The following is a 22,285-nucleotide window of genomic DNA, read 5'->3' as shown; positions in this document are numbered from 1 at the left end:
TAGCGTGGATCGACGCGAGAAGGAGTGCAGACGGATGAACGTGACACCTTTCTGGCTGGCCGGGCGTCCGGCGACCGGGGACGAGTCCATCGAGGTCACCAACCCCTTTGACGGGCACGTGGTCGGGGCGGCGTCCGTCCCGACGCCCGCGCAGGTCGAGGAGGCGGTGGCCGCCGCCGACGCGGTGCGCCGCCAGGCCGCCGCCCTGCCGCTGCACGTGCGGGCCGAGGCGCTGCTGCACGTGTCGCGGCGGCTGGCCGAGCGCGCCGACGAGGTCGCCCGGCTGATCACCGCCGAGAACGGCAAGCCGCTGCTGTGGGCGCGCGGCGAGGTGGCGCGGGCGGTCGCGACGTTCCGGTTCGCGGCCGAGGAGACGCGCCGCTGGAGCGGGAACGTGCAGCGGCTCGACACCGAGCCCGCCGCCGCCGGACGTGTCGCCTACGTCACCCGCGTACCGCGCGGCCCGGTGCTCGGGATCTCGCCGTTCAACTTCCCGCTCAACCTGACCGCGCACAAGATCGCTCCGGCGATCGCGGTCGGGACGCCCATCATCGTCAAGCCCGCGCCCGCGACGCCGCTGTCGGCGCTGCTGCTCGGCGAGCTGCTGGCCGAGACCGACCTGCCGGTCGGGATGTTCTCGGTGCTGCCGGTGCCCAACGACCGGGCGGGTGGTCTCGTGGACGACCCGCGCCTGCCGATCGTGTCGTTCACCGGCTCGGTGCCGGTCGGGTGGTCCATCAACGACCAGGTCCCGCGCAAGCACGTCACTCTGGAACTCGGCGGGAACGGCGCGGCGGTCGTGCTGCCCGACGCCGACCTGGACTGGGCCGCGTCCCGGATCGGGCTGTTCGCCAACTACCAGGGCGGGCAGAGCTGCATCGCCGTCCAGCGCGTGTACGTCGACCGTTCGGTCTACGAGGAGTTCCTGCCCAAGCTCATCGACGCCGTCAACGGCCTGGTCACCGGGGACCCGTGGGACGAGCGCACCCAGGTCGGCCCGCTGGTCAGCACCGACGCGGCCGTCCGGGTGGAGACCTGGGTGAACGAGGCCGTGGACGCGGGCGCCAAGGTCCTCGCCGGCGGCTCGCGCGACGGCGCGGTCTACGCCCCGACGATCCTGTCCGAGGTGCCCGCCGACGCCAAGGTCGCGCGCGAGGAGGTCTTCGGGCCCGTCCTGCTCGTCCAGCCGGTGGACGGCGTGGACGACGCGTTCGCCCACGTCAACGACTCCGCCTTCGGCCTCCAGGCGGGCGTGTTCACCCGCAGCCTGGACGTCGCGTTCCGCGCGCACCGCGAACTGGACGTCGGCGGCGTGATCATCGGCGACGTCCCGTCCTACCGCGCCGACCAGATGCCCTACGGCGGCGTGAAGGACTCCGGCGTCGGCCGCGAGGGTCTCCACTCGGCGATGAACGACTACACCGAGGAGAAGGTGATGGTCCTCACGGGCCTCCAGCTCTGATCAGCACGGCCGTGACGTTGTCGTGGCCGCCCGCCGCGAGCGCGTGCCCGACGAGCGCCCGGGCGTCCGCGCGCAGGTCGCCGCCGCCGAGCCGCGCCCGCAGCTCGGCGGCGCCCGGCAGGTAGCGCCAGAGGCCGTCCGTGCACAACAGCAGCCGACCCGGCCCGGACGGGCGCAGGAACCGGATCCGCACGCGCGGCTCGTCCGCGTCCGCGCCGAGCCAGGCGGCGAGCGCCTCGTGCGCGCCGTGGTCGTCCCCGGTCAGGCGCAGCGCGGTCCCGTCGTCGGGGAGCCAGTAGGCGCGGCTGTCGCCGATCCAGCCCGTCCACAGCCCGGACGGCCCGGCGATCGCGGCGACGAACGTGCACGCCGGCGCCGGACCCGCCCCACGACCCGCCTCGCCCAGGGCCGCCGAAACCGTCTCGCACCCGCCCACCGTCAGACCGGCGGCCAGGGACGCGGCGCGGCCGGGCACGACCGGACTGGTGGCCCGTGACGTGGCGCGGGCGACCACAACTGGGGCGGCGGCCGGACGCGTGGCGCGGTCGGCCCCGGCCGGGTCGGCGGCCGGGGACGCGGCGCGGCCGGTCACCCCCATGGCGGCAGCCGGGGACGAGGCGCGGCCGGGCACGGGCGAGGCGGCCGACGGGGACGCGGCGTGAGCCGTCCCGGGCGGAGCGACAGCCGGGAGCGCGGCGCGGGCGGCCTCCGGCGAGGCGGCGGACGGGGTCGCGGCGCGGCCGGGCACGGGCGGGGCGGCAGCAGGAGTGGCGGACGTGGCCAGGGCGGTCACGGCGCGGGCCGCGCGGACGGCGGCGGCGTCGAGGGCGTCCTCGGGTTCGGTGCCGGCGTGCAGGCGGGTCGTCAGTTCGGCGGCGGCCGTCTCGGCGGCGATGCGGGCGGCGCGGTCGGCGCGCGGGGTGAGTGAGACGCCGTCGCAGACGACGGCGATCGTCCAGGCGCCGGCGGTCGCCAGGGCGAGCGCGTCGGCGTTGGCGCCGGGGCGGGTGCCGCGGTCGCTGACGCCGGCGGCGCGGTCGGCGAGGACGGTTTCGAGGTGGGCGCGGAAGGACGGCTGGGGCGTGCCGCAGTCCCAGCAGCGGCCGTCGGGGGCGACCACGCCCCCGCAGGAGGAACAATCGGGCATCGTGCCCGTCAGGTTAGAGCGGCGGCGATGCGGTTCTCCAGCTCGGGTTCGCGGTCGGCGCGGACCAGGAAGGTGGTCGTGAGGCCGTCGGCGGATGCGTCGGCGAGGACGTCCAGCAGGATCGCGAGCTGGCGCGGGTCCTCGTCGGCGAGCAGTTCGTCGGCGTGCGCGACGGTCAGGGACGAGCGGTCCAGGTCGCGGAGGCAGTCGGCGAAGGCGTCCCAGTTGCGGCCGAAGTAGTCGGGGAAGGCCAGCGCCCGCGCCGCCTCGGTGAAGAGGGCGGCGCGGGTCCGGCAGTCCCGTCCGTCGAGGTCGGCCGGAACCGGGTCGCCGGTGACCGTCAACCAGGGCGGCGGCGTCATCGGCGGGACCTCGTTCTAGGAGAGCCGGTAGAAGTTCGCGTAGTGGTCCGGCGAGAAGTAGACCGCGCCGGTGCTGCTGTGGACGATCCGGTACGCGTCCCGCGACGCGCCCTTCGCCCGCGAGTAGACGTCGTACTCGTGGTAGGTCGCGCCGGACGGGAGCTGTCCGTCGTAGTTGTGGTAGACGCCGCCAGTGTAGTTCCACTTGCCGTCCGGCCAGGTGTACCAGCCGGACGTGGACGGCCAGCCCTTGCCCGCCCACACCGACGCGGCGTAGCTGCCGTCGGCGCAGCGCGAGATCGTGCAGGAGCCGTAGACGGTCGCGTTCGCCGGGACGGTCGAGACGGCGCCCGTCACCGACACGGCGGCGACGAGCGCGACGGCGGCGCGCCTGGCCCAGGACGAGCGGGGGCGTTGCTTGGACACGGGGCCTCCCAGAGCGAGGGGGTCGACGCCGCCATCGTCACCGCCCGCGTCCCGACGAGACCATTCCGTATCCCGCTAAATCCTCGTAAACACTTCCTGACGGCCGGTCGCCGTGCCGCGCGACCTGCGCGTCCGGCGCGGGAAAAATGAGTCGGCGCGGCGGGCGGACTTCGCTATCGTTCGGGCGCGTGTCCTCCGCCACCGATCTCGACGTCGCCGATCTGGCCACCGTGCTGGAGGACGTCGCGCGGATGTCCGTGCGGCTCCCGACGTCCCAGCGCCTCAGTTTCACCACGCTCTCGGTGCTCCACACGCTGGCGCGGTGCGGCCCGCGACGGCTCATCGCCCTGGCCGCCGACGAGCACGTCACGCAGTCGGCGGTCACCCAGATCGTCACCCGCCTGGAGCGCGACGGCCTGGTGGAGCGCCAGTCCGACCCGTCCGACGGACGTGCTGTGCTCGTCCACGTGACCGGCGCGGGCGCCGCGATCGTGGACGGCCGCCACGCCGAGCGCATCGCCCGCCTCACCGACGTCACCGGCCGCCTCGCGCCCGCCGAACGCGAAGCCCTCGCCGCCGCGCTCCCCGCGCTCTCCCACCTCGCGGCCCTCCACCGCGCGGCGGAGGGCTAGGCGCGGAGGCCCTCCAGGAAGGCCAGGACGGCGGGGAGGGCTTCGCGGCCGGCGGTCTCGGGGTCGTCGGAGCCGGCGATGAGCAGGCCGGCCTCGGCGAGCGACGCCAGGACCATGTGGGCGAGCGGGCGCAGCGGGAGGTCGGCGCGCAGCACGCCCGCCGCGCGGCCCATCTCCAGCCCGGCGGTGACCAGGCCGAGCGCGTACCGCTCGTCGATCTCGCGCCAGGCCGCCCAGCCGAGGACGGCGGGCGCGTCGACCAGGCCGATGCGCGCCTTGTCGCGTTGGAGGCAGGTGTCGAGGAAGACGCGCAGGCCCGTGTCCAGGGCGGCGGACGGGTCGTCGCCGACGTCCTCCATCGCCGCCGCGACCTGCGCGACGATCTCCTCCTGGACCTGTTCGTAGACGGCCCGGAACAGCTCCTTCTTGTCCTTGAAGTGGTGGTACATGGCGCCCCGGGAGCTTCCGGCGCGGTCCACGATCTCCACGGTGCCGACCCCGGCGTAGCCGCGCTCGGCGAACAGCTCGCGCGCGGCGGCGACCAGGGCCGTCCGGGTCGCCTCCGACCTCTCCGCCTGCCGACTCATCGTCCCCCTCTTAAAAACAGACAGCCTGTTTGTTACTCTCCTGGCACACCCATCCTCTCAAGCAGGGAGCTGGTTCGGATGACCCAGACCACGTACGGGACCTGGCGCGACCCCGCCCTCGGGACGCGCCGCGAGATCGTCCTGCCGGCCGCGCGGCTGCCCGTGTTCGAGACCGGGGACGGCGCGCCGGTCGTGTTCGTCCACGGGCTGCTCGTCAACGCCAACCTCTGGGCCGGGGTCGTGCCGCTCGTCGCGCCCGGCCACCGCTGCGTCACCGTCGACCTGCCGTTCGGGTCGCACACCGTCGCCGCGCCGGACGCCGACCTCACCCCGCCCGGCCTCGCCGCGCTGCTCATCGGCCTGATCGAGGACCTCGGGCTCGGGCCGGTCACGCTCGTCGGCAACGACACCGGCGGCGCGGTGTGCCAGATCGCCGCCGTGACGCGGCCCGACCTCGTCGCGCGGCTCGTCCTCACCTCCTGCGACGCCTACGACCGGTTCCCGCCGAAGGCGTTCGCGTTCCTCAAGGTCGCCGCCGCGCTCCCGGGCGCGCTCACCGCGCTGGCCGCCACGCTGCGGGTCCGCGCGCTGCGCCGGACGCCGCTCGCCTACGGCTGGCTGACGAGCGTCCCGCTGCGCCGCGAGGTCAGCGACTCGTTCGTGACGCCCGCCCGCGTGGACCCGGCCGTCCGCGCCGACCTGCGCCGCGTGCTGCGCGGTCTCGACCCGCGCCACACCCGCGCGGCGGCGGAGCGCTTCGCGGGCTTCGACCGGCCCGTGCTCATCGCCTGGTCGGAGAAGGACCGGTTCTTCCCCGCGTCCGACGCCGAGCGCCTGGCCGGGGACTTCCCCGACGCGCGGCTCACCTGGATCGCCGGCGCCCGCACGTTCTCGCCCGTCGACCGGCCGCTGCCGCTGGCCACCGCGATCACCGGCTTCCTGGACCGGACGTCGGCGGAGGCCCGGTGACGGCGCCGCCGCCGGACGTCCCCGGCGTCGAGCACGCGTTCGTGGACGTCGGCGGCCTGCGCACGCACGTCGCGCTCGCCGGCGCGGGCGACCCGCTCGTCCTGCTGCACGGCTGGCCGCAGCACTGGTGGCAATGGCGGCACGTCCTGCCGCGCCTCGCCGAGCGGCACCGGGTCGTCTGCCCGGACCTGCGCGGCCTCGGCTGGACGGACGCGCCGCGCGACGGCTACCGGCCCGCCGTGATGGCCCGCGACGTGCTCGGCCTGCTCGACCGGCTCGGCGTGCGCGAGTTCGGGCTGGTCGGCCACGACTGGGGCGGCCTCGCCGCCTATCTCATCGCACTCAGGCACCCCGGCCGCGTGCGGGGGCTCGTCGCGATCAACACCGCGAGCCCGTTCACGCGGCCGACGCCGGGGACGCTGCCGGACGGCGCGCGCCTGTGGCACATCCTCGCCAACGCGACGGGACCCCGGCTCGCGGGGTCGGCGATCCCCCGGTGGGCGCTGCGGCACTGGGTCCACCGGACCGGCACCCTGCCGCCCGAGGACCAGGCCGTCTACCTGCGGCAGTTCGAGGACCCCGAGCGGGTCCGCGCGACCGTCCGCTACTACCGGGGGCTGGTCGCGCGGGAGATCCCGGCGATCCTCGCGGGGCGGTACCGGCGGACGCCGCTGACGGTCCCGACGCTCGTCCTCGCGGGCGACCGGGACCCGCTGCTGCCCGTCCGGGGGATGTCCGGCTTCGGGCCACGCGCCGCCGACCTGCGCGTCAAGGTCCTCGGCGGCGTCGGGCACTTCCCCGCCACCGAGGACCCCGACGCGGTGGCGGGGCACGTGCTGGACTTCTTCGCGAAGCTCAGCGGTCCGCCCACGCGCGGTGGAACAGCTCGTGGACGGGCACCGGCGGCAGGACCCGCATGAACGGCCCGCTCACTTCCTTCTTGTAGTTCACCTTCAGCAGGTACGGCTCCAGCTTCCGTTCCTCCATCGGGAGCGCCGGGGACTTGAGATCCGTCCACGGGCCGGGGACGAACGCCGTCCGCCGCGCCCGTGGCCGTTTCTCCACGACGACCGCGCCGAGCGCCGCCAGCTCGTCCTGTGCGGCCGTGTGGCGGGCCGGTTTCCAGCCGTTCCAGCGGCGGACGTTCTTGTCCGTCGGCTGCGCGAGCGTGAGGAGCTGGAGGTAGAGCGCGGCGGCGTCCGGGCTCGCGCCGAGGTCGGCGGCGACCTCGGCGACCAGGCCGGGGACGCTCGCGGACGGGTCGTTCTCGTACCGTCCGGCCGGGACCGGGCTGTTCAGCGCCCGCTCCACCAGCGCCGCCACGTTCAGCCGGGCCGCCTCCCGGCGCAGGTCGAAGGCCAGCGAGTCCAGCTTGTACTCGGCGCAGACCTCCAGTTCCTCGGCGAGCGCGGCGGGGTCGTTCAGCGCGGTCGTGCGCAGCAGCGGGCGCGCCCAGTTGTCGTCGGCGCCGACGATCAGGACGCCGTCGTCGAACGCGTCGACCGGGTCCCCGGCGTCGGACGCGTGCGCCTGGACGGTCAGCGTGCGCGGCCCGAACAGCGCCGCCCGCACCGCGCGCCCGCCCCCGATCCGCTGCGACCCGAGCGGGATGAACCGGTCGGGCGCCGCGACGGTGGCGCGCAACTGGTCGAGCAGGGCCGCGAGGCCGCCGACGGACGGGTCCCCCGCGGGCCGTTCCGAGCACGCCCACGCGAGCACCGACGCGAGCACCACGTACGGGTGGCCGTAGTGGTAGCCGCCGGGCGTGCCGTCCGGTTTGAGGGCGCGCAGCCAGATGTCGCCGCGCCGCGCGGACGGGACCATCGCCGGAACCTCCACCGCGCGCGGCGACGGATCGCCCAGCGCGGCGGCCCAGGACGAGTCCAGCCCGAGGTCGCGGTCCAGCTCGGCGGCGAGGTTCTCGTCCACCGGGCGGCGGGCGCCGAGCAGGGCCGTCCAGGCGTCGGCCATGCGCGCGGCGGCGGCGACGGCGCCGCCGGCCGTCCACAGCTCGGCGGGGTCGGCGGGCACGGCGGCGGCGAGGACGCGGCGGTGCCCGGCGTGCCCGAGCCGCCGCAGCAGGTTCTCGGCCTCCTGCACCGCCGTCTTGGAGCCGGTGTAGGAGCGCAGCGCCTTCTCCTGCTCCTCGATGCTCGTCACGCGGTCGCTGCCGAACTCGGCGCGGCGCGGCAGGCCGTCCAGGACGTAGCGGGCGAGGCCGGGACGGACGCCGGTGCGGCGCGCGAACTCCTCGGCCGCCGCGTCGCCGAACGTCACCGGGCCGTGCTCGGCGAGCAGGTCCAGGACGCGCCCGATCAGGGCCGCGTCGTCGCCGGTGACGGCCGTCTCGACCTTGGTCGCGTCCGCCGGGAGCGGCGCGGACGCCCACTGGACGAAGCGCGGCGGCGCCACCGTGACCGTCCCGTCCCCGGACGCGGCCGAGCGCGCGTACCCGTACCGCCACTCGCCCGGACGCGCGAACGGCGTGTCCGCCCAGGTGCGCAGCAGCGCGACGAGCGCGGCCCGATCGTCGCCGGACGTCGCGGCCGTCACGGCGCGCAGCGCGACCGCGCCGATGGCGCCGAGCAGCACCGGCCAGTCGCAGGGCGCGGCGGGACGGCTCAGCCGCCGGACCTCGTCGGTGACCGCGCCGTCGAGGAAGCGCCCGTCGGCGGCGATCGCGGTGAGCGTGGCGGGCAGCGGGGACGGCGGCCCGTCCGGCGCGCCGGGGCCGCGCAGGGCGACCAGGCCGCGCAGCGCGGGCAGCAGGGCGGTGTCGGCGGCCTCGGCGGGCGGCCGGACGAGCGCGCCCGACGCGACGACCTCCGCGCGCCGCACCAGCCGGTCGCGCGCGTCCGCCAGCCGGGCCGCGAGGTCGGCCGCCGTCGCCGCGATCACCGGATCGGCGACGCCGGGGACGGCGCCGCCGTCGAGCAGGGCGCGGGCGGCGGAGGCGTCGGCGGCCCGCAGCGCCCGCGACGACGCGGGGTCGCGCGGCGCGAGCAGGTGCCAGAACAGCGGCGGCGGGACCGGCGTCCCGGCGCCGTGCGTCGGGGCCTCCCAGAGCACGGTGCCGTCGGCGGGGTCCACGCCGCGCACGATCTGCCACGCGCGCTGGAGCACGGTGTCGGCGGCGCCCCCGGGCATCCGCGCGATGCCGAACGGGTACGGCGCGATGTGCTTGGACGCGATCCTCGCCGAACGCCCGTCCAGCGTCTCCACGATGTAGTGGTCGGGGTCGCGGCCCTCGGGGACGAGCACGCGGGACCCGCTGAGGCCCTCCGCGCCGCCGAGCGGGGAGTCCGGCGCCGGGGCGAGGAACACCAGGCGCGGTTCGATCTCGTACCCGGCGCGCGGCGCGGTGAAGAAGGACGGGAGCGGCGTGCCGTCCTCGGCCGTGTAGTCGTCCAGCGTGCGGGGGCTGCTGTGCGTGGCCCACACGCGGGTGCCGTCGCTGAGCTGGCGCCCCGGGTAGGCGATGCCGGTGAACTCGCCGGGCCGCTGCACGCGCTTCCCGTCGAACCGGCCGCCGGGCACGGCGAACTCGTCGCCGTACTCCCAGTGCGCGCTCTCGCTGACGCCGCGCGCGTCGGCGGACGCGAGCGTGGCGACCGTGCCGGGGTCGCTCGCCCAGAACGCGCGGCGCGGCGCGTACCGGTCGGCCGTCCAGGCGACGAGGAAGTCGCCGTCGGCGTAGTGGACGGTGTGGATCCCGGCGTCGTCCGGCAGCGTGTAGGCGCAGGCGCCGACCCGTCCGGACGGCCCCACGGCGATCGCGCGCCCGCCCCCGAACAGCGTGAGGACGGGCCACGTCGCGGTCGTCCCGGCGATCTCGTCCAGTTCGGCGACCGCCGCGTCGTAGGCGGGCCAGGCCAGCTCGGCGGGGATCCCGGCGCGCAGCGTGCGCAGCAGCGGGGCGGTGAGGTCCAGCGCGGCCAGGGCGGCGGCGGTGCCGTCCAGCGCGGCGAGCGTCGGGGTGTCCAGGACGCCGTCCAGTTCGGCGAGCGCCTGTTCGGCCGCGCGGGCGCCGCCGGACGTGACGGCGGCGAGCAGTTCCTCGATCCGCGCGTGGACGCTCGCCTCGATGCCCGAGCCGGGCCGCAGCCGCGTGACGGCCGTGCCGGGGCCGGACCGCAGCGTGTGTTCGAGCAGCGGCCCGAACTCCGGGTGCGCGGCGACGGCCTTGAGGTCGCGGACCGAGGCCGCGCCCCACTCCGTCAGCCGCTTCAGCTCCGGGACGGTGACCGGCACCCCGGCCGCCAGGCACGCGTCGAGCAGGTCGGCGTCGAGGCTGGACGTGCCGTTGAACCGGGACCGGTGCAACGTCACGGGCGTTGCCGCCAGCCGGGGCGCGACGCGTTCGACGGCCGCGAACAGTTCGGCGGGCATCGGCTGCCGGGTGATGCCGCCGTAGGGCACGCGGACGTACGAGTAGTGGAACGGGAACCCGCCGAGCCACGCCGCGAGCCCGCCCTCGGGCTCGGCGCCGTCGGCGAGGGCGGTGAGCGCGCCCGCCGCGTCCAGCATCCGCAGGAACGCGGCGCCGTCAGTGGCGCCCGTCGGGAACAGGCCCGCGAGCGCGACCGGGTCTTCGGGCGGCGCGGCGGCGAACGTCGCGGCGGACCGGTCGAGCAGGCCGTCCGACAGCTCGGTGCCCGCGCAGGCGGCGAGGACGCGCGCAAGGATCCGCGACTCCTCGGCCGGGCCGTGCCCGGCGGCCCGCGCGGACGCGCGCACGAGCCGGGGCAGCTCGGCGGGCGGCGGCGCCTTGCGCCACGCCAGCACCAGGTTCGCGAACAGCTCGTGCGCGCGGTCGGCCGGGTACGCGGCGGCCAGCCAGTCCCGCAGGGCGCGGACCTCGCCGGCGGGCAGCGCGCCGTGCCGGGCGAACAGCGCGGCGTTGGCGAGCCGGAAGTCCGGGTCGACGGGCAGCGCGCCGTCCCGCTCGGCCCGCCGCGCGGCGACGTAGGCCTCCCCGGCGGCGCGCGGCGCGGCCCTCAGCAGCCGGTGCCCGACCGTGTCCCAGTACCAGGGGACGTGGTCGGGCGGCAGCCCGCGCGTCTCGCGGGCCAGCTCGTCGACGAACCGGCGGGGCTTGCGGTGGACGCGGGCGGCGCCGGTGCGCAGCGTCTCGACCAGGCGTTCGGCGGCGGCGTGGTCGTGGCCGTGCGCCTTCGCCCAGTCGAGGTAGAGGGTGGACGCACGCGGATCGTGCGGCAGGGGGACGGACATGTCGCGGATTATGGCAGCGGCCACCGACAGAGGCGTCCCCTTCGGTCAGCGGCGCCCCGCGCGGTCGTAGCGGGCGGCGCGCAGGCGCGGCGCCGCCGCCAGCCCGGTGAGCGCCCGCTCGACGGCCGCCGCCGCGCGCAGGCAGAACGCGACGGGCTCGTCGGCGGCGTCGGGACGTTCGTCCACCAGGTCGTCCACGATGCCGTCGCGCAGCAGGTCGGCGGCTCCGACGCCCTGCGCTTCGGCCAGCTCGGCCGCGCGGTCCGGCGTCCGGTGGACGATCACCGACGCGCCCTCGGGCGGCAGCGGCGCCAGCCAGGCGTGCCGCGCCGCCAGCACCCGGTCGGCTGGCAGCAGGGCGAGCGCGGCGCCGCCCGTCCCCTCGCCGAGCAGCAGCGCCAGCGTCGGCGCGGGCAGCGTGAGCAGGTCGGCGAGGCAGCGCGCGATCTCGCCCGCGAGCCCGCCCTCCTCGGCCTCGGCCGACAGCACCGCGCCGGGCGTGTCCACGACGGTGACGAGCGGGAGCCCGAGGTCGGCGGCGAGGTTCATGCCGCGCCGCGCGACGCGCAGCCCGGCCGGGCCGAGCGGGTGCCCGGTGCGCTGGCTGCGGCGGTCCTGCGCGACGACGACGCACGGCGCGGACCCGAACCGGGCGAGCGCGAGCAGCAGCCCGGGGTCGGCCTCGCCCTGGCCGGTGCCCGACAGCGGGGTCACGGCCGTCGCGCCGTGCCGCAGCAGGTCCCGCGCGCCGGGCCGGTCCGGGCGCCGCGACCGTTCGATGGCCTCCCACGCGGGCGCGGCGGGCACCGGCGCGGGGTCGGGCGCCGGGGGCACCGCGACGGACGGACGGGCCGCGAGCACGTCCAGCGCGCACGCCGCGACGTCGGCGAGGTCGTCGATCGGGACGACCGCGTCCACGACGCCCTTGGCGGCCAGGTTCTCGGCGGTCTGCACGTCCTGCGGGAACGGCTTGCCGTACAGGCCCTCGTAGACGCGCGGCCCGAGGAACCCGATGAGCGCGCCCGGCTCGGCGGCCGTGACGTGCCCGAGCGACCCCCAGGACGCGAACACCCCGCCCGTCGTCGGGTGCCGCAGGTAGACCAGGTACGGCAGGCCCGCAGCGCGGTGCGCCGTGACGGCGGCCGTGATCCGCGCCATCTGCGCGAACGCGGCCGTGCCCTCCTGCATCCGCGTCCCGCCCGACGACGGCGCGGCCAGCAGCGGGATCCCCTCGGCGGTGGCGCGTTCGACGGCCGCGACGATCCGGTCCGCCGTCGCGATCCCGATGGACCCGGCGAGGAAGCCGAACTCCGACACCACGCACGCCACCCGGTGCTCGCGCAGCAGGCCCTCGCCGGTCAGGACGGCCTCGTCGCAGCCGCTCCTCTCCCGTGCCGCCGCCAGGTCCGCCGCGTACCGGGAGCCGGGCGGGGCGGTCTCGACCGGCGGTTCGTCCCAGGACGTCCATCCGGTGACGACACGGTCCAGCAACGCACGGGCTCCGACCCGTTCGCTCAACGCGGGCTCCCCTCGGCGCCGGGACAGTGCGCCGAGCATAGGCGGACCGTGCGTTCAGTCCGCGCGGCGGGTGTCCGCCAGCGGGATCCGCAGCTCCAGCGCCGCGCCGCGTCCGTCCCCCGACTCCGACGGCAGGCCGTCGCCGGTCACGACGAGCGTCCCGCCGTGCGCCGAAGCGATCTCCCGCGAGATCGGCAGCCCGAGTCCGCTGCCGGTCTTGTCGCGCCGCCGGCTCTCGGCGAGCCGCTGGAACCGCTGGAACACGCGCTCGCGGTCCTCGGGGGCGATGCCCGCGCCGTCGTCGCGGACGGTCAGCACCGCCTCGCCGCCCTCGGCCCGCACGCGGATCTCGATCCGCTCCGCCGCGTGCCGGGCCGCGTTGTCCAGCAGGTTGTTGAGGATGCGCGCGAGCGCGTGCCGCGACCCGTGCACGTGGACGCCGTCGCCGGGGTCCACCTCGACCGGCACCCGCCGCCTGCGCCGCGTCGCCTCCTCCCGCGCGAACGCGCCGAGTTCCAGGTCCTCGCGGTCCAGCGGGACGCCCGCGTCCAGCTTCGCCATGATCAGCAGGTCCGAGACGAGCTGCTGGAGCCGGTCGGCGTCGGCGAGCGTCGCCCGCGCGACGCCGGGCCAGTCCTCGTCCTCGGGGCTCTCCAGCGCCACTTCGAGCTGGGCCTGGAGGCCGGTGAGCGGGTTGCGCAGCTCGTGGGAGATGTCGGCGACGAAGCCGCGCTGGCGTTCCAGCACCCGGTGCAGGCGGTGCAGCGTGACGTTGATGGACGTGGCGAGTTCGGCGACCTCGTCCTCGGTGTCGGGGACGGTCACCAGCCGCTCCTCCCGTCCGCCGGTGATCGCGGCCAGCTCCCGCTGCATCCGTCCCACCGGGCGCACCGCGCGGTGCACGGAGTACCAGACCATCCAGCCGTTGAACACCGCCATCACCGGCACCGAGAGCGGGATCTCGACCGCGATGACCTTCCGCACCAGGTCGAGCACCGGGACGGGCAGCCCAGCGTAGACCATCTGGGGCCGTCCCGCGGCGTCGTGCGTCCACGCGCCGACGACGTACACGCGGTGGTCGTAGCCGGGGATGTGCACGACCTTGTGGACGTGCCCGCCCGGCGTGGAGGGCCGTGCCGTCGTCAGTGCCGGACGTCCGGCGGCCTGGGCGCTCGCCGCGACGACGCGTCCCCGCTCGTCCACGATCTGGAGCAGCGAGAAGCCGAGCTGGCGGGACCGCAGGACGGGAGATCCGGCCGACTGCGCCTCGGCGACGACCTCCCGGACGGCGCGGTCCCCCTGGTGGCGCAGGCTGGTGAACACGACCTGCTTGAGCACGACGAAGAACAGGATGGCGCCGACGACCCCGAACATCAGGAAGACGCCGGTCGCGACGGCGGTCACGCGGGGCCCCAGCGACCACCGCGACGGCCGCCGCCACCGCCCGCGCTCGGGCATCCTCGCCGCCTCCCCGCTCGGACCCGCGCGGGCGCTCGTCCGCGCGACCGTCGCCGGGGGGCCTGCGACCGGTCTTCAAGATCTTTCCGGTGGCCGCCGGGCGGAAACCTCTAGCGGTGCCGCCGGTGCGCCGTGAACCGTCCGAACCGTCCCCGGTGGTAGAGGAGCGGCAGGTCGTCGTCGGCGCCGAGTTCGACGCCGGTGACGTGCCCGACGACGAGCAGGTGGTCGCCGATCTCCCGGACGCTGTGCCAGGCGCAGCGCAGCCGCACCGCGACGCCGTCCAGCAGCGGTTCGCCCTGCGGGCCGGGCCGCCACCGCGTCGGTTCGGCGAACCGGTCCACGTCGCGGCTGGCGAACCGCGCCGCGAGGTCGGCCTGGTCGTGCCGGAGCACGTTGACGGCGAACGTCGCCGCCCGGCGCAGGCGCGGGAACGTCGTGGACGACCCCGCGACGTAGAACGACACGAGCGGCGGGTCGAGGCTGACGGACGTGAAGGACGTCGCGGTCAGCCCTTCGGGCGTGGCCCCGTCGGGGCGGGCGGTGACCACCACCACGCCGGCGGCGTGCCGCGCGAGCGCGTCGCGGAAGGAGTCCCCGGTGACCGGGACGGGCCGTGCCGTCGCCGTCCCGGTCACCGGGACGCCTCCGCGCGCAGAGCGCCCCGCGCTGCGGAGGCCACCCGTCCGGCCCACTCCGCCGTGACGGAGTCGAGCCGGTCGAGGTCGGATTCGAGCAGCGCGAGCCCCGGGGTCGGGACGGTCGCGCCCAGCTCGACGAGCAGGGGCCGCAGATGGACTTCGACGGCCAGTGCGTGCTGCGGGGCACCGAGGACCAGCAGCGGCAGCGCGACCTTGCCGGTCAGCGCGCCGCCGGGCAGCCGGTCCAGGAAGGACTTCAGCAGTCCGGTGTAGGTGCCCTTGTAGGTGGGGCTGGCGATGAGCAGGACGTCCGCCGCCGCGACGCGCTCCAGCGCGGCGGCGACGTCCGGACCGGGGTCGGCGGCCAGGAGCCGCGGGGCCAGGTCCGACAGGTCGATGGTCTCGGGGGCGGAGGACAGGCCCGCCGCGTCCGCGACCGCGCGCGCCGCCGCGACGGCGGCCGTGGCGGTGCGCGAGTGCGGACGGGGGTTGCCGATGATGACCAGGAAGCTCACGTCCCCCATTGAAGGGCAATATCCCTACCAAGTCAATCGGCTATATCGGGATATGGGACGGCCGATGCCCGCGCGGACGGCGCCTCCCACCCCTGGGGTGCCGTTCGCGCGGGCATCTCCTTCGGTGCCGCCAACCGCCCGGGAGCCTCGCGCGCCGAGGAGGATCCGACGAGTCCGGGGCGGTTGCCGAACTGATGACTACTCTGCCGGACCGTTGTTCACAGACGGAAACATCGAGATGACGTTCACGTTTCCAGATGCCCTTGTTTCCCGGCGGCGGGCGACGGCGGCCACGTGCGCCAGATCACGACGAGCGCGCAGTCGTCGTCGCGCGCCGCCGCCACCGTCTCGACGAGTTCCCTGGCGCCCCGCGCGAACCCCTCGGGCACCAGGCGCTCGGCCTGGCCGAGCAGGTGCTCGATGCCCGCGTCCAGGTCGCTGCCGGGCGACTCGACGAGCCCGTCGGTGTAGAGGAGCAGGGCGTCGCCGGGCATCAGCGTGCCGTGGTCGGGGACGCAGTCCATCTCCGGCACCACGCCGAGCACGACGCCCTTGGCCGGGCTGACCTGCCACTCGCCGCTGCTGGCGTCGAACTGCACCGCCGGCGGGTGCCCCGCCGACTCGACGGTGTACGCCCCGGTGGACAGGTCGATCTCCACGTGGACGGCCGTGACGAAGCCCTCGTCCCAGCCCTGACGGTGCAGGTAGCGGTTGCAGGCGGGAAGGAAGCCCTCCGGCTGGACCGATCCAAGAAGACCGCCGAACGCGCCCGACAGCATGAGCGCCCGCGTCCCCGCGTCGGTGCCCTTGCCGGACACGTCCACCAGCGCGACCTCCAGCCGGTCGCCGTCGCGCGCCGACACGACGAAGTCGCCGCCGAACGACGAGCCGCCCGCCTGGAGCAGCACGACCTGCGCGTCCCAGCCCGCCGGGAGGCGCGGCATCTCGCCCTGCCGCCGCAACCGGTCGCGCAGCTCCAGCAGCATCGAGTCGCCGCGCAGGCCCTGCACGCCGAGCTGCTGGCGGGTGCGCGCCAGCGTCAGCGCGAGCAGCGCCGTGATCGAGAGCGTCGCGATGACGCCGAGGCCGAGGCCCCGGCCGTCGTCCCACGCGTCGTAGGCGTTGTAGGCGATCACCGCCGCGACGACGCCGAGCAGCGCGACGACCGTCCGGATCTTCAGCAGCAGCCCGCCGCCGAGGACGATCAGCACCAGCGCGCCGGACGCCGCCCGCTCCTGCGAGTCGCCGCCGAGCCCGACCGCCAGCACCAGGAACGCCAGCGCCACGAAGACGTACCGTTCGCGCGTCAGCTTGCCCTGGCGCGTCCACCGGTAGAGGCGCACCAGTAGCGGGACCCGGCGCAGGAGCGTGCGGATCCGGAGCGGCAGGTGGCGCACCAGTCGTTGCAGCATGACGTGCAGACGATACCGAGCATCCGGCCCGTACGGTGGGGTTCCACGGCACCGATGACCGTCCGTGACGGAACGGTCATCATGCGCGCACGCCCGTCATGGGACCCGTGACCTGCCGGATCGCCCGGCCGGGCGGGGCCGTCCATGATCAGGATCACCTCGGGCGGCCCGCACGGCGGTCACGCGCCGTGACGGTCAGTTACCGGGCAGCGGCGGGAGTTCGCCCGTCTCCTCGTACTCGGCGAGCATCGTGATCCGGCGCGTGTGGCGCGGCTCGTCGGAGTAGGCGGTGCCGAGGAACAGCTCCACGAACCGGGTGGCCGTGCCGAGGTCGTGCTGGCGGGCGCCGAGGCTGATGACGTTGGCGTCGTTGTGCTCGCGCGCGAGGGTCGCGGTCGCGTCGCTCCACACCAGCGCGGCCCGGATGCCCTTGACCTTGTTGGCGGCGATGGCCTCGCCGTTGCCCGAGCCGCCGATGACGATCCCGAGCGCGCCCGGCTCGGCGGCGACCCGCTCGGCGGCGCGCAGCACGAACGGCGGGTAGTCGTCCACCGCGTCGTAGGCGAGGGCGCCGCAGTCCACGGCGTCGTGCCCGTTGGCCTTGAGCCAGGCGAGCAGGTGCTCCTTCAGCTCGAAGCCGGCATGGTCGCATCCCAGATACACGCGCATGCGGGAGATTGTCGCAGGCGGCCCGGCGCGGGCCGTCCCCGGGTCAGGCGGGCGGCGGCGGGCCGTCCCCGCGCGGCGCGGGCGGCGGCTGCGGGCCGCCCCAGCCCGGCTGCGGGTACGGCGGCGGCGTCCCCGGGCCGCCCCACCCGGGCGGCGCGGCGGGCGGCGCGGCGGGCGGCGCGGCGGGCGGGGCGGCGGGCGGCGCGTACGGCGCGGCGGGCGGCGCGTACGGATGGACCGGGGCGCGCGGCGTCCGGCCCCGGCCGACCAGGAACGCCAGCAGCGCGGCGAGGCCGCCGAGCCAGCCGTAGACGAACCCGAACGCCAGCCCCGCCTCGGTGGTGCTCCACAGGAGCCGCGCGGGCGCCGGCATGTCGTCGTACTGGAACGTCGCGAGTCCCTTGACGAATCCGCCGGCGCCGCACGCGACGAGCGCCGCCCACCAGCCCGACGCGAGCGCGCCGAACGCGCCCCGGCGCGGGTCCACCGTCCGCCCGGCGAGCGCGGCCAGCAGGACGGTGAGGCCGAGCGCGACGAGCGTCCCGAAGAGGTCGATGACGACGTAGCCCATGGGCGGCTGGTAGCCGCGCGCGAACCCCCAGTCGAGGAACGACACGAGCCGGATCGGCTGGAGGTAGCCGTTGCCGAGGACGTGCTGGCGGAACCACCAGTCGCGGAACCACGGGTTGCCGAACAGGACGCAGAACACGAGAAGCGGCAGCACCGCCGCGAGCCCGATGAGGAACGCGCGCGGCGCGGCGGGGCCGGGCGCGGGAGCGGGAGCCGGGGGCCGGAACGTCATGGCCGGGAAGCGTAACCCCGCGTCCGCCCCGCCGACAGGGGTGCCCGGATCACGGTTCAGACCGGGTAGCGGAACTCCGGGTCGACCTGCTCGGCCAGGTCCGCGCCGACCGCCCGGTTCGCCCAGCTTTCGGCGTTCTTCAGGTGGAACTGGACGGCCTGGCGCAGGTACCCGTCCCAGTCCTTGCCGCGCGCGTCCACGGCGGTGAGCATCGCGTCGAGCGCGGCGGTGTTGGCGTCCTCCAGGGCGATCCCGGCGCGGCCCTGCTCGAACGCGCGGACGGCGGCCGACTGCCCGACCCAGGTCAGCAGGTCGTCGCCGGTGTTGGCGCGCAGGTACGCGACGTCCTCGTCGTTCTGGACCTTGTTGCCGACGACGGCGATGGCGACGTCGTAGTCCCGCGCGTACTCGACGTACTGCCGGTAGACGCCGACGCCCTTGCGGGTGGGCTCGGCGACCAGGAACATCAGGTCGAAGCGCGTGAACAGGCCGGACGCGAACGTGTCGGCGCCCGCCGTCATGTCCACGACGACGTACTCGCCGGCGCCGTCCACGAGGTGGTTCAGGTACAGCTCGACCGCGCCGGTCTTGGAGTGGTAGCACGCGACGCCGAGGTCGTCGTCGTTGAACGGGCCGGTGGCGAGGAGCGTGACGCCGTCCACGTCCTGCCCGAGCGCGTGGACGGGGTCGTCGCCGCGCAGCCGCAGCAGCCGCGAGCCGGTGCCGGGCGGCGTCGTCTTGACCATCGCGGCGGCGGACGCGACGCGCGGGTTGGCGCCGCGCAGCCAGTCCTTGATCTCGGGCAGGTGGTCGCCGAGCGCGGGGATCTTGGCGGCGCGATCGTCGTCGAGGCCGAGCGCGACGCCGAGGTGCTGGTTGATGTCGGCGTCCACGGCGACGACGGGCCGGCCGAGCGCGGCGAGCCGCCGGATGAACAGCGAGGACAGGGTGGTCTTGCCGCTGCCGCCCTTGCCGACGAACGCGATCTTCATGAGGTGCCCCCTGATGGAATGAAAACCGTTACCGATTACCAGGGGTAAGTCTTGCGAACGCCGCGTGCCGGAGCAAGCGGAACCCGCTAGCGCGCCCGGACCGCCGAAGGATCGAACCCGAACGGCAGCTCCAGCCGGTGCGCGCGCAGCAGCGCGTCGTCGGCGAGCAGTTCGGACGTCGGGGCGTCCGCCGCGATCACTCCGCCGGACAGCACCAGCGAGCGCGGGCACAGCTCGGCCGCGTACGGCAGGTCGTGGGTCACCATGAGAACGGTCACATCCAGGCTCAGCAGGATCTCGGCCAGCTCGCGGCGGCCCGCCGGGTCCAGGTTGGAGGACGGCTCGTCCAGCACGAGGATCTCCGGTTCCATCGCCAGCACGGTCGCGACCGCGACGCGGCGGCGCTGCCCGAAGCTGAGGTGCTGCGGCGGACGGTCGGCGACGTGCGCCATCCCGACCCGCTCCAGCGCCGCCGTGACGCACCGGTCCAGCGCGTCGCCCCGGACGCCGAGGTTGGCGGGGCCGAACGCGACGTCCTCGCGCACGGTCGGCATGAAGAGCTGGTCGTCGGGGTCCTGGAAGACGATCCCGACGCGGCGCCGGATCTCGCGCAGCGCCTTCTTGTCCCCGGCGTCCACGCGCAGCCCGCCGACCTCGACGGTGCCGAGCCCGCCGTGCAGGATCCCGTTGAGGTGCAGGACGAGCGTCGTCTTCCCCGCCCCGTTCGGCCCGAGCAGCGCGACCCGCTCGCCCCGCCCGATCACGACGTCCACGCCGTAGAGCGCCTGGGTGCCGTCGGGATAGGCGTAGGCGAGGCCGCTCACCTTCAGGGACGGGGTCATGCCACGATCCAAGCAGCCGCCGCGACCAGGGCGGCGGCCAGGGGCAGCGCGGCGGCGGCCGTCCACTGCGCCCGCGTCGCGCCCACGTCCGCGAGGACGGGCATCTGGCCCGAGTACCCCCGGCTGAGCATCGCGAGGTGGACGCGCTCGCCCCGCTCGTAGGACCGCAGGAACAGCGCGCCGAGCGACCGGGCGAGGACGCGGGTGGCGCGCAGGTCCCGGGCCTGGAACCCGCGCGCCGCCCGCGCGACCCGCATCCGCTGGAGTTCGGCGGTCACGACGTCCACGTACCGGAGCATGAACGCGGCGATCTGGGTGATGAGGCGCGGCATCCGCAGCCGCTCGACGCCGAGCAGCAGGACGCGGGGTTCGGTCGTCGCGGCCAGCAGCAGGGACGCGACGACGCCGAGCGTGCCCTTGGCGAGGATGTTCCAGGCGCCCCACAGGCCGTCCTCGCTGAGCCGCAGCCCGAGGACGGCGACGCGGTGTCCCTCGGCGACGAACGGCAGCAGGAACGCGAACGCCACGAACGGCGCCTCGATGACGACGCGGCGCAGGACGAGCGTCACCGGCACCCGCGCGGTGACCGCGACCGCGCCGAGCAGCACCGCGTACGCCGCGAACGCCCACACGCGCTCGCGCGGCGTCGCGACGACGGCCAGCACGAACGCCAGGACGGCGACGATCTTGCACTGCGGCGGCAGCCGGTGGACGGGCGACGCCCCCGGCACGTACAGCCGGTGCGCGTGCCCGGCGCCCACCTAGGCGTCCCGCGCGGGCGCGCGGCGGCGCAGGAGCCAGAACGCCCCGCCGCCGACGAGCAGGACGACGCCGACGCCCGCGATCCCGGCGAGGCCGCCCGACAGCCGTCCGTTCCCGACGCCCTTGACGCCGTAGTCGGCGAACGGAGCGTCCTTCAGCGAGTGGTCCTTCTCCTTGGCGGAGATGCCCTTGTCGGCGGCGACCTTCTCCAGGCCGTCCGGGCTGGAGCTGGCGTAGTGGCTGACGATCCCGGCCAGCACGAGCGACACCAGCAGGAAGACGACCAGGAAGCGCTTGTTCTTCACGGTCCCTCTCAGACGGACACGGGCTCGGCGCGCAGTTCGAGCGGCTTGGCCAGCCCCCGTGCGCCGTAGACCAGGTCGGGACGGACGGCCAGCACGCTCGACACCGTGAGCGCCGTGATCAGCGCCTCGCCGATCCCGATGAGGACATGGACGCCGATCATCGCGGCGGCGACCTTGCCGATCGACACGTCCGTGGTGCCGCCGAGCGCGTAGATGCCGGTGAACACGACGGCGGCGGCGGGCACCGACACGACCGCTCCGGCGAACGCGGCTCCGACCGCCGCCGCGCGCGTGCGCGGCAGCACCCGCAGCAGCAGGCGGAACAGGCCGTAGCCGACCAGGACGGTCACGAACGCCATGTTGACGATGTTCACGCCGAGCGCCGTCAGCCCGCCGTCGGCGAACAGAAGGCCCTGGACGAGCAGGACCACCGACACGCACAGCACGCCCGTCCACGGCCCGACGAGGATCGCGGCGAGCGTGCCGCCGAGCAGGTGCCCGCTCGTCCCGGCGGCGACCGGGAAGTTGAGCATCTGCGCCGCGAAGACGAACGCCGCCGTCAGGCCCGCGAGGGGCGCGGTGCGGTCGTCCAGTTCGCGGCGGGCGCCGCGCAGCGCGAGCGCGACGCCCGCGACGGCCACGACGCCCGCTCCGGCCGACACCGGCGCGTCGATGAACCCATCCGGTACGTGCACACCCATCCCCGTCCTGGCAGATCGTTCCAGTTCCCACCAGTTTGACGGCATGGATGCGTAGATGCAAGACAGTCGCAACTACCCCCTAGGGGCAGTAAGCCGTCACTCGAAGATCGGGTCGCGGGTCCGGGAGCGCTTCAGCTCGAAGAAGCCGTCCGTCTCCGACACCGCCAGCACGCCGTCCCAGAGCTTCGCGGCGGCCGCGCCGCGCGGCGCGGGCGACACGACCGGGCCGAAGAACGCGTTCCCGCCGACCGCGATCACCGGGGTGCCGACCTCCTGGCCGACCCGGTCGATGCCGTCGGCGTGCGAGGCGCGCACCGCCGCGTCGTACTCGGTGGACTCGGCCGCGTCCGCCAGCTCGGCGGGCAGCCCGGCCGCCTCCAGCGCCGCGAGGAAGGTCGCGCGCTCGTACGGCGCCTTCTCGTGGTGGTGGCGCGTGCCGAGTTCGGTGTAGAGCTTCCCGAGCACCTCGGGGCCGTACTTCTGCTCGGCCGCGATGCAGATCCGCACCGGACCCCAGCCGGCCTCGATCAGCGCCTTGTACTTCTCGGGGACGTCCTTGTCCTCATTGAGCACCGACAGGCTCATGACGTGCCAGCGGACGTCGATCGGCCGCTGCTTCTCGACCTCCAGAATCCACCGCGACGTCATCCACGCCCACGGGCACAGCGGGTCGAACCAGAAGTCCACCGCCGTGCGGTCGTCCTGCGCCAAGAGAAACCCCTCCAATGGGCCGTTCCACACCAACACCAGCGGCAACCCCGCGCCGCCGCGCCCCATTCCCGCGCCGCGGACCGGCCCCCGGCGCCGCCCGGTTGGTAGATATGGGGGGACCAGGAAACAGACGACTCAAG

22 protein-coding genes are annotated in these 22,285 nt (G+C 75.5%); 4 read left to right on the top strand and 18 right to left on the bottom strand.

The annotated features are described in order from the left end of the window. The first annotated feature begins 34 nt into the window (after positions 1 to 34). Entirely contained in the window at positions 35 to 1,462 is a 1,428-nt protein-coding gene (locus tag BTM25_RS10860) for an aldehyde dehydrogenase family protein (protein ID WP_103562547.1), read from the top strand. Here BTM25_RS10860 and BTM25_RS30325 read toward each other — a convergent pair. The 3 genes from BTM25_RS30325 to BTM25_RS10845 are packed head-to-tail and all read right to left on the bottom strand — an operon-like array spanning position 1,443 to position 3,397. Then, entirely contained in the window at positions 1,443 to 2,609 is a 1,167-nt protein-coding gene (locus BTM25_RS30325) for a PP2C family protein-serine/threonine phosphatase (protein ID WP_103562546.1), read from the bottom strand. The genes BTM25_RS10860 and BTM25_RS30325 overlap by 20 nt on opposite strands. A gap of 8 nt (positions 2,610 to 2,617) precedes the next feature. Continuing rightward, the gene (locus tag BTM25_RS10850) at positions 2,618 to 2,971 is read right to left on the bottom strand and encodes a barstar family protein (RefSeq protein WP_103562545.1); all 354 of its coding nucleotides are present in this window, start codon (positions 2,969 to 2,971) and stop codon (positions 2,618 to 2,620) included. Positions 2,972 to 2,986: 15 nt separating this feature from the next. Then, on the bottom strand, positions 2,987 to 3,397 hold the full coding sequence (locus tag BTM25_RS10845; protein ID WP_103562544.1) for a ribonuclease domain-containing protein: 411 nt from the start codon (positions 3,395 to 3,397) through the stop codon (positions 2,987 to 2,989). 188 nt (positions 3,398 to 3,585) lie between these two features. Between BTM25_RS10845 and BTM25_RS10840 the strand changes: the two genes are divergently transcribed. Further along, complete coding sequence (locus BTM25_RS10840; protein WP_235828336.1) at positions 3,586 to 4,029, top strand: MarR family winged helix-turn-helix transcriptional regulator; 444 nt, start codon at positions 3,586 to 3,588, stop codon at positions 4,027 to 4,029. Here the strand turns inward: BTM25_RS10840 and BTM25_RS10835 are convergent. Beyond that, entirely contained in the window at positions 4,026 to 4,616 is a 591-nt protein-coding gene (locus BTM25_RS10835; protein ID WP_103562542.1) for a TetR/AcrR family transcriptional regulator, read from the bottom strand. The genes BTM25_RS10840 and BTM25_RS10835 overlap by 4 nt on opposite strands. A gap of 78 nt (positions 4,617 to 4,694) precedes the next feature. On the opposite strand from BTM25_RS10835, the gene BTM25_RS10830 reads away from it, so the two are divergent. Next, a complete protein-coding gene (locus BTM25_RS10830; protein WP_103562541.1) occupies positions 4,695 to 5,585 on the top strand; it encodes an alpha/beta fold hydrolase in 891 nt (296 codons plus the stop codon). Continuing rightward, complete coding sequence (locus tag BTM25_RS29610; RefSeq protein WP_168212076.1) at positions 5,582 to 6,505, top strand: alpha/beta fold hydrolase; 924 nt, start codon at positions 5,582 to 5,584, stop codon at positions 6,503 to 6,505. The genes BTM25_RS10830 and BTM25_RS29610 overlap by 4 nt, the downstream gene beginning before the upstream one ends. Here the strand turns inward: BTM25_RS29610 and BTM25_RS10820 are convergent. From BTM25_RS10820 to BTM25_RS10760, 14 genes are all read right to left on the bottom strand, one after another. After that, positions 6,441 to 10,817, bottom strand: a complete 4,377-nt coding sequence (locus BTM25_RS10820; protein WP_103562540.1) for a hypothetical protein — start codon at positions 10,815 to 10,817, stop codon at positions 6,441 to 6,443. The genes BTM25_RS29610 and BTM25_RS10820 overlap by 65 nt on opposite strands. A 45-nt stretch (positions 10,818 to 10,862) precedes the next feature. Continuing rightward, positions 10,863 to 12,374, bottom strand: coding sequence for a carboxyl transferase domain-containing protein (locus BTM25_RS10815; protein ID WP_103562539.1), 1,512 nt, complete (start codon positions 12,372 to 12,374; stop codon positions 10,863 to 10,865). A gap of 15 nt (positions 12,375 to 12,389) precedes the next feature. Beyond that, entirely contained in the window at positions 12,390 to 13,793 is a 1,404-nt protein-coding gene (locus BTM25_RS10810; protein WP_103562538.1) for a sensor histidine kinase, read from the bottom strand. A gap of 110 nt (positions 13,794 to 13,903) precedes the next feature. Next, positions 13,904 to 14,431 (bottom strand): flavin reductase family protein, encoded by a 528-nt coding sequence (locus BTM25_RS10805; protein ID WP_103562537.1) that lies wholly within the window; start codon positions 14,429 to 14,431, stop codon positions 13,904 to 13,906. After that, positions 14,428 to 14,958 carry an NADPH-dependent FMN reductase gene (locus BTM25_RS10800; RefSeq protein ID WP_202420714.1) on the bottom strand — a complete coding sequence of 177 codons (531 nt, stop codon included), beginning with the start codon at positions 14,956 to 14,958 and terminating at the stop codon, positions 14,428 to 14,430. The genes BTM25_RS10805 and BTM25_RS10800 overlap by 4 nt, the downstream gene beginning before the upstream one ends. A 236-nt stretch (positions 14,959 to 15,194) precedes the next feature. Further along, a complete protein-coding gene (locus BTM25_RS10795; RefSeq protein ID WP_103562536.1) occupies positions 15,195 to 16,361 on the bottom strand; it encodes a PP2C family protein-serine/threonine phosphatase in 1,167 nt (388 codons plus the stop codon). Positions 16,362 to 16,556: 195 nt separating this feature from the next. Continuing rightward, positions 16,557 to 17,030: a ribose-5-phosphate isomerase gene (locus BTM25_RS10790; protein ID WP_103562535.1), complete on the bottom strand. Its 474-nt coding sequence runs from the start codon at positions 17,028 to 17,030 to the stop codon at positions 16,557 to 16,559. A gap of 43 nt (positions 17,031 to 17,073) precedes the next feature. Further along, positions 17,074 to 17,832 carry a hypothetical protein gene (locus BTM25_RS10785; protein WP_103562534.1) on the bottom strand — a complete coding sequence of 253 codons (759 nt, stop codon included), beginning with the start codon at positions 17,830 to 17,832 and terminating at the stop codon, positions 17,074 to 17,076. A 56-nt stretch (positions 17,833 to 17,888) separates the two neighbouring features. Continuing rightward, positions 17,889 to 18,824, bottom strand: a complete 936-nt coding sequence (locus BTM25_RS10780; RefSeq protein WP_103562533.1) for an ATP-binding protein — start codon at positions 18,822 to 18,824, stop codon at positions 17,889 to 17,891. Between the two features lie 86 nt (positions 18,825 to 18,910). Next, positions 18,911 to 19,666 carry an energy-coupling factor ABC transporter ATP-binding protein gene (locus tag BTM25_RS10775; protein WP_103562532.1) on the bottom strand — a complete coding sequence of 252 codons (756 nt, stop codon included), beginning with the start codon at positions 19,664 to 19,666 and terminating at the stop codon, positions 18,911 to 18,913. Further along, a complete protein-coding gene (gene cbiQ, locus BTM25_RS10770; protein ID WP_103562531.1) occupies positions 19,663 to 20,427 on the bottom strand; it encodes a cobalt ECF transporter T component CbiQ in 765 nt (254 codons plus the stop codon). The genes BTM25_RS10775 and cbiQ overlap by 4 nt, the downstream gene beginning before the upstream one ends. Then, the gene (locus tag BTM25_RS29940; RefSeq protein WP_205648024.1) at positions 20,428 to 20,733 is read right to left on the bottom strand and encodes a PDGLE domain-containing protein; all 306 of its coding nucleotides are present in this window, start codon (positions 20,731 to 20,733) and stop codon (positions 20,428 to 20,430) included. An 8-nt stretch (positions 20,734 to 20,741) separates the two neighbouring features. After that, positions 20,742 to 21,428, bottom strand: a complete 687-nt coding sequence (locus tag BTM25_RS10765; RefSeq protein WP_207656997.1) for an energy-coupling factor ABC transporter permease — start codon at positions 21,426 to 21,428, stop codon at positions 20,742 to 20,744. A gap of 102 nt (positions 21,429 to 21,530) precedes the next feature. Next, positions 21,531 to 22,145, bottom strand: a complete 615-nt coding sequence (locus BTM25_RS10760) for a mycothiol-dependent nitroreductase Rv2466c family protein (RefSeq protein ID WP_103562530.1) — start codon at positions 22,143 to 22,145, stop codon at positions 21,531 to 21,533. Positions 22,146 to 22,285 lie beyond the last annotated feature (140 nt).

Source organism: Actinomadura rubteroloni (genome assembly GCF_002911665.1).
GTDB lineage: Bacteria > Actinomycetota > Actinomycetes > Streptosporangiales > Streptosporangiaceae > Spirillospora > Spirillospora rubteroloni.
This window is presented reverse-complemented; position numbering and strand designations above follow the sequence as displayed.

What these genes read in the sequence shown, in the direction of transcription:
- BTM25_RS10795 (WP_103562536.1), bottom strand. Translation starts at nt 16,361, where the DNA reads ATGCTGCAACGACTGGTGCGCCACCTGCCGCTCCGGATCCGCACGCTC.
- BTM25_RS10780 (WP_103562533.1), bottom strand. Translation starts at nt 18,824, where the DNA reads ATGAAGATCGCGTTCGTCGGCAAGGGCGGCAGCGGCAAGACCACCCTG.
- BTM25_RS10810 (WP_103562538.1), bottom strand. Translation starts at nt 13,793, where the DNA reads ATGCCCGAGCGCGGGCGGTGGCGGCGGCCGTCGCGGTGGTCGCTGGGG.
- BTM25_RS10785 (WP_103562534.1), bottom strand. Translation starts at nt 17,832, where the DNA reads ATGACGTTCCGGCCCCCGGCTCCCGCTCCCGCGCCCGGCCCCGCCGCG.
- BTM25_RS10790 (WP_103562535.1), bottom strand. Translation starts at nt 17,030, where the DNA reads ATGCGCGTGTATCTGGGATGCGACCATGCCGGCTTCGAGCTGAAGGAG.
- BTM25_RS10835 (WP_103562542.1), bottom strand. Translation starts at nt 4,616, where the DNA reads ATGAGTCGGCAGGCGGAGAGGTCGGAGGCGACCCGGACGGCCCTGGTC.
- BTM25_RS10800 (WP_202420714.1), bottom strand. Translation starts at nt 14,958, where the DNA reads ATGGGGGACGTGAGCTTCCTGGTCATCATCGGCAACCCCCGTCCGCAC.
- BTM25_RS10820 (WP_103562540.1), bottom strand. Translation starts at nt 10,817, where the DNA reads ATGTCCGTCCCCCTGCCGCACGATCCGCGTGCGTCCACCCTCTACCTC.
- BTM25_RS10775 (WP_103562532.1), bottom strand. Translation starts at nt 19,666, where the DNA reads ATGACCCCGTCCCTGAAGGTGAGCGGCCTCGCCTACGCCTATCCCGAC.
- BTM25_RS10830 (WP_103562541.1), top strand. Translation starts at nt 4,695, where the DNA reads ATGACCCAGACCACGTACGGGACCTGGCGCGACCCCGCCCTCGGGACG.
- BTM25_RS10860 (WP_103562547.1), top strand. Translation starts at nt 35, where the DNA reads ATGAACGTGACACCTTTCTGGCTGGCCGGGCGTCCGGCGACCGGGGAC.
- BTM25_RS30325 (WP_103562546.1), bottom strand. Translation starts at nt 2,609, where the DNA reads ATGCCCGATTGTTCCTCCTGCGGGGGCGTGGTCGCCCCCGACGGCCGC.
- BTM25_RS10850 (WP_103562545.1), bottom strand. Translation starts at nt 2,971, where the DNA reads ATGACGCCGCCGCCCTGGTTGACGGTCACCGGCGACCCGGTTCCGGCC.
- BTM25_RS10815 (WP_103562539.1), bottom strand. Translation starts at nt 12,374, where the DNA reads ATGCTCGGCGCACTGTCCCGGCGCCGAGGGGAGCCCGCGTTGAGCGAA.